The organism is Planktotalea sp. (assembly GCF_039984035.1).
Classification (GTDB): Bacteria; Pseudomonadota; Alphaproteobacteria; order Rhodobacterales; family Rhodobacteraceae; genus Planktotalea.
In genome coordinates this window covers 1-4,849 of the sequence record NZ_JBDWVM010000309.1, presented here as the reverse complement: position 1 = coordinate 4,849, position 4,849 = coordinate 1, and the positions used below count along the sequence as shown (strand labels likewise).

General features: G+C 52.9%; 4 protein-coding genes and 1 pseudogene. 2 read left to right on the top strand and 3 right to left on the bottom strand.

What is annotated here, in order from left to right; translation table 11 throughout:
* Positions 1 to 557, bottom strand: a pseudogene (locus ABJQ89_RS14075) (TRAP transporter substrate-binding protein DctP); the annotation flags it as partial.
* A gap of 109 nt (positions 558 to 666) precedes the next feature.
* Here ABJQ89_RS14075 and ABJQ89_RS14070 point away from each other — a divergent pair.
* Positions 667 to 2,259, top strand: coding sequence for a choline dehydrogenase (locus tag ABJQ89_RS14070; protein WP_348496820.1), 1,593 nt, complete (start codon positions 667 to 669; stop codon positions 2,257 to 2,259).
* Between the two features lie 73 nt (positions 2,260 to 2,332).
* Positions 2,333 to 3,415: an alcohol dehydrogenase family protein gene (locus ABJQ89_RS14065; RefSeq protein ID WP_348496819.1), complete on the top strand. Its 1,083-nt coding sequence runs from the start codon at positions 2,333 to 2,335 to the stop codon at positions 3,413 to 3,415.
* Here the strand turns inward: ABJQ89_RS14065 and ABJQ89_RS14060 are convergent.
* A complete protein-coding gene (locus tag ABJQ89_RS14060; RefSeq protein ID WP_348496818.1) occupies positions 3,412 to 4,545 on the bottom strand; it encodes an alkane 1-monooxygenase in 1,134 nt (377 codons plus the stop codon). The two genes, ABJQ89_RS14065 and ABJQ89_RS14060, sit on opposite strands and share 4 nt — an antisense overlap.
* Positions 4,546 to 4,576: 31 nt before the next feature.
* On the bottom strand, positions 4,577 to 4,849 hold a 273-nt coding region (locus ABJQ89_RS14055; RefSeq protein WP_348496817.1), incomplete at its 5' end, for an NUDIX domain-containing protein.

The window sequence follows — 4,849 nt, the reverse complement described above, 5'->3', positions numbered from 1 at the left end:
AGTTCTGCGTGTGAGAACAGGAATTTCAGTCCGTGACGCTTTTCATAGGGGTCACGAAGCAATTGCTGCGACTTTGGGTGATACAGGAAGTGATACTGATCTGCACGGTTACGGAACTGATATGCATAGTCCAGAACGTTCAGATATGGCGCACCGCCCGCTGAGTTTTGTGTAGAAGCCGCATAGATATCAACGATGCCTTGCTGACATTTCTCTACGCAAGAGACCTGACCACAGATTTGGTTGTCGCCGATGAATTCAACACGAATTTCACCGTCTGAACGTGATTCGAGATCGCGCGCGAATTCTAGAGCGCCCGCACGTTCGATCAGAAGGTTGCGTTGGTTAAAGCCAGCCGCGCCGAATTTCAGCGTGTGCTTTGGCTCTTTCGCGAAGCGTTTTTCGTAAGTGGATTCCGCCGCAGCAGCCAAGTTTGCAAGGCTCATTGCGCCGCCGAAGGTACCAGCCGCCATGAGCGTTGAGCTCATGCCATATTGGCCAGCAACCTTAAACAGATCCCGTCTTGAGATCATGCCTAGTTTGTCATTAATACCCATCGTTTCCTCCCGTTTGATGATTATTGAGACGTTTTGTTTCAAAAAAAGGCTAGCTTACAATTTGTATTCTGCATAGAGTTTTTTTAACAAAGGTACGAAAGGGTGGGATGTGACGGCTGATTTTATTATTATCGGTGCTGGTTCTGCGGGCTGTGTTCTCGCGAACAGATTGAGCGCGGACCCAAAAAACCGGGTTGTCCTGCTGGAAGCAGGTGGGCGTGACATCAATCCTTGGATTCACATTCCAGTCGGCTATTTTAAAACCATTCATAATCCCAAGGTGGATTGGTGCTACAAGACCGAGCCGGATCCGGGCCTGAATGGTCGCTCTATTGAGTGGCCCCGCGGCAAGGTTTTGGGGGGATCATCCTCTTTGAACGGTTTGCTCTATGTCCGTGGACAACCTCAAGACTATGACCGCTGGCGCCAGATGGGCAATGTTGGTTGGGGGTGGGACGATGTCCTTCCGCTTTTCAAACGTTCAGAGAACAATGAACGCGGCGCGGATGAATTTCATAGCGCCGATGGCGAGCTTTCCGTATCCAACATGCGCATTGAGCGCCCGATCACGGACGCTTGGATCGAAGCCGCGCAAACAGCTGGTTATAAATTCAACCCAGACTACAACGGTGCGGATCAAGAAGGCGTCAGTTTCTTCCAGTTGACGGCGCGCAATGGTTTGCGTTGCTCATCTGCCGCTGCATTCTTGCGTCCTGCAAAATCGCGCGAAAACCTTGAGATCATAACACATGCACAAGTTCAGAATATTGTCATAGAAGGTAATCGCGCCACCGCGGTTCGCTATTTGGATAAATCTGGCGAGATCCAAACCATTAAGGCGCAAAAGGAAATCGTGCTTTCTGGCGGTGCGATCAATTCACCGCAGATATTGATGTTGTCTGGCATCGGCGATCCAGAGCAGTTGGCGGAACACGGGATCGAAGTGAAGGCAGCGCTTAAAGGTGTTGGCAAGAACATGCAGGACCACTTGCAGGCGCGCCTTGTGTATAAGTGCCACGAGCCAACGTTGAACAATGAGGTAAGTTCGCTATTCGGGCAGGCGAAGATCGGCCTGAGATACATCACCACACGTTCCGGTCCGATGACGATGGCGGCGAGCCTTGCGACAGGCTTTTTGAAAACGCGCGATGATCTCGAAACACCAGATATCCAGTTTCATGTGCAGCCACTCTCGGCAGAAAACCCTGGCAAAGGGGCGGATAAATTCGCAGCCTTTACGATGTCTGTGTGCCAACTGCGGCCAGAATCGAAGGGTGAAATTAGATTGGCGAGTGGCGATCCCATGACCTATCCGAAGATCATTCCAAATTATCTATCTACTGAGAACGACTGCCGAACCGCGGTCGCGGGTGTGAATATCGCCCGAAGAATTGCGCGCTGTGAGCCACTTGCAAGCAAAATTTCGGAAGAATTCCGACCTAATCCGTCGCTTGATATGGATAATTATGACGCGACATTGGATTGGGTGCGCAACAACACCGCCTCAATCTATCACCCGACAGGCACATGTAAGATGGGCCATGACGATATGGCTGTGGTCGACGATAAATTGCGCGTTCGTGGCATTGAGGGGCTGCGCGTTGCTGATTGTTCGATCATGCCCGAGATTGTCAGCGGCAATACCAACGCCCCTGCGATCATGATTGGTGAGAAGGCGAGCGATCTCATTCTGCAGGGTTGACGTTTAGACCGTTCTTGCAAAGCCAAGCAGCTTATGATGCAGCTAGGCGGGAGATAGAAAAGGACGGTCTGTGATGACGCTACCCAAAACAATGCGCGCTATGGTCACGATGGGTCATGGCGATCTTAGCATGATTGAACAGCGCGATGATTGGCCAGTGCCGGCGCCTGCCGCGGATGAAGTTTTGATCAAAGTCGGCGCATGCGGATTGAACAATACAGATGTGAATACGCGTATCGGTTGGTATTCCAAGGCCGTGACACAGGCGACCTCAGGCGAAACGTTGGAAAGCCCTGACGACGAAGATCCATCATGGGGCGGCGCGCCTATCGGATTTCCGCGCATTCAAGGGGCTGATGCGTGCGGTGTCATCGTTGCGGTTGGCGACGGTGTAGATAGCACGCGCATCGGGGAGCGGGTGATCACGGACAATTGGCTGCGCGATCCTGATGATCTGTCCGATATCAACAAGACAGGGTATTTCGGCTCTGAACGCGATGGCGGTTTTGCGGAATATACGACCATGCCATCGCGCAACGCATTGGCGGTCAAGTCCGATCTCTCTGATGCAGAGCTTGCGACCTTTTCCTGTTCCTATTCGACTGCAGAGGGCATGCTAACCCGCGCCAATGTGACCGACAAAGACACCGTTCTCGTGCCCGGAGCATCAGGCGGCGTTGGCGGTGCGTTGGTTCAATTGGCAAAACGGCGTAGCGCGCGTGTGATTGCCTTGGCCTCAGAAGCCAAGCACGACGAGGTTGCCGCGCTTGGCCCCGATCTCATTCTGCCGCGCGCGCCCGTCAATCTGCGCAAAGCGCTGGGCGATGAGAAGATTACCGTCGTCGCTGATGTCGTGGGCGGTCCGTATTGGCCAACTTTGATTGACGTCATCGAACGCGGTGGGCGATATACCTGTTCTGGCGCGATTGCGGGGCCAATGGTCGAACTGGATTTACGCACGTTGTACCTGCGCGATCTGACCTTCACAGGGTCAACGGTCATTACGCCTGAAGTCATGCCAAATCTTATCAGTTACATCGAATCTGGTGCGATCAAACCGGCCCTTGCAGCGACCTATCCATTGGATCAGCTGAGCGAAGCACAAACAGCATTTGTGGATAAAAAGCACACGGGTAATATCGTTGTCACGCCTTAGCGCGGCAACGGATTGGTGCCTTTGTTATAGGAGCGCCATTCGGTGATTTCTGGGTAATACATCTCGCGCCAGCGTCGCACACGCGGGTTCATCACCCGTCGCCAAAGGAACGGAAGCAGCGCCATCATTGTCATGAGCGGATAGCCATGGGGCAACTGCGGTGCGTCCGCTTCAGTGTAGTTTTGCAATAGCGGAAAGCGGCGATCGGGTTTGTAGTGGTGATCCGAATGTCGTTGCAGATTGATCAGTAGCCAGTTGGACGCCTTATGCGCCGCGTTCCAAGAATGGCGCGGCTGCACGTGTTCGTATTTACCTTCGCCCAGATGTTTTCGAGTCAGGCCATAGTGCTCGACGTAGTTCACCAACTCCAATTGCCAAACCGCGATGAAGGCTTGGAAGAGGAACAGAAACAAGCCGCTCCAGCCGCCCAAGATCAGCGCGAGGATCAGCATCCCACCTTGCAACGCCCAATAGCGAAAGAACGGATTGGATAGATCAGTCCACGGCAAATCCTTGCGAGCGAGCATGTCTTTCTCTGCTTTGAATGCAGACTGCCAACACTGGCGCAAGACGCGCGGGAAGAAGCGGTGAAACCCCTCATTGTAGCGCGCAGTTACCGGATCTCGCGGCGTGCCCACATAGCGATGATGGACTAGCAGATGTTCAGATCGGAAATGCGAATAGAGCACAGAGGCGAGCAGAATGTCCCCAAGCCATCGTTCGCGTTTGTTTTTCTGATGCATCAATTCGTGAGAATAGTTGATCCCAATGGTGCCAGAAATCACACCAACACTAAAGAACAGGCCGATCTTTCCAGACGTGATGAGGTGATCCGTGTTCGTTGCATAGTAGATCAGACCAAAGATCGTTAGGATTTGCGCAGGCACCCAAAGGCTCGTGAGGCGCGTGTACCACTTCAACTCTTCTTCGCTTGTCTCTAGATCGACGTTTTGAAGGTTCAAGCCGCCCAGTAAATCAAGTGCTGTAAACAGATACCACGTGAGCACGGGGATAATCAGGACCCACCAATTGCCAGCATAAGCGGCGAACCAAACTGCAGGGATCAAGAGAAATGAAACCCAAAATGGTAATGCGCTTTTGAACAATGCGGCGGTGTCTGAGGATATCATTGGGCCGTGCTCCTGAACGAATGTCTTGTCTCTATTTACGCCCCGCAGCGGTCAAATCAAAGACCTTGCGCATGACGGTTGGCAAATCCGAGGCATTAAAGTCCTCAGCTGGTACAAAATCGCCAACCTTTGCGGCACGATCCATGGGCACAAGAGCGGTCTTGACCGTGAGACGGAGATGAAAATGCGTGAAGGTATGGCGCGCCTCAGTGTTGAGCGTTTTCCATTCGGCCCGCATCGGCGGCCTGTCGATCGCGTCCTCTTCGCTCCACTCGCTACCGGGCCAGCCAAGCATTCCGCCCAG

Bases quoted from the DNA above. Each gene is read 5' to 3' on its own strand.
- ABJQ89_RS14065 (WP_348496819.1), top strand. From the start codon at position 2,333: ATGACGCTACCCAAAACAATGCGCGCTATGGTCACGATGGGTCATGGC.
- ABJQ89_RS14060 (WP_348496818.1), bottom strand. From the start codon at position 4,545: ATGATATCCTCAGACACCGCCGCATTGTTCAAAAGCGCATTACCATTT.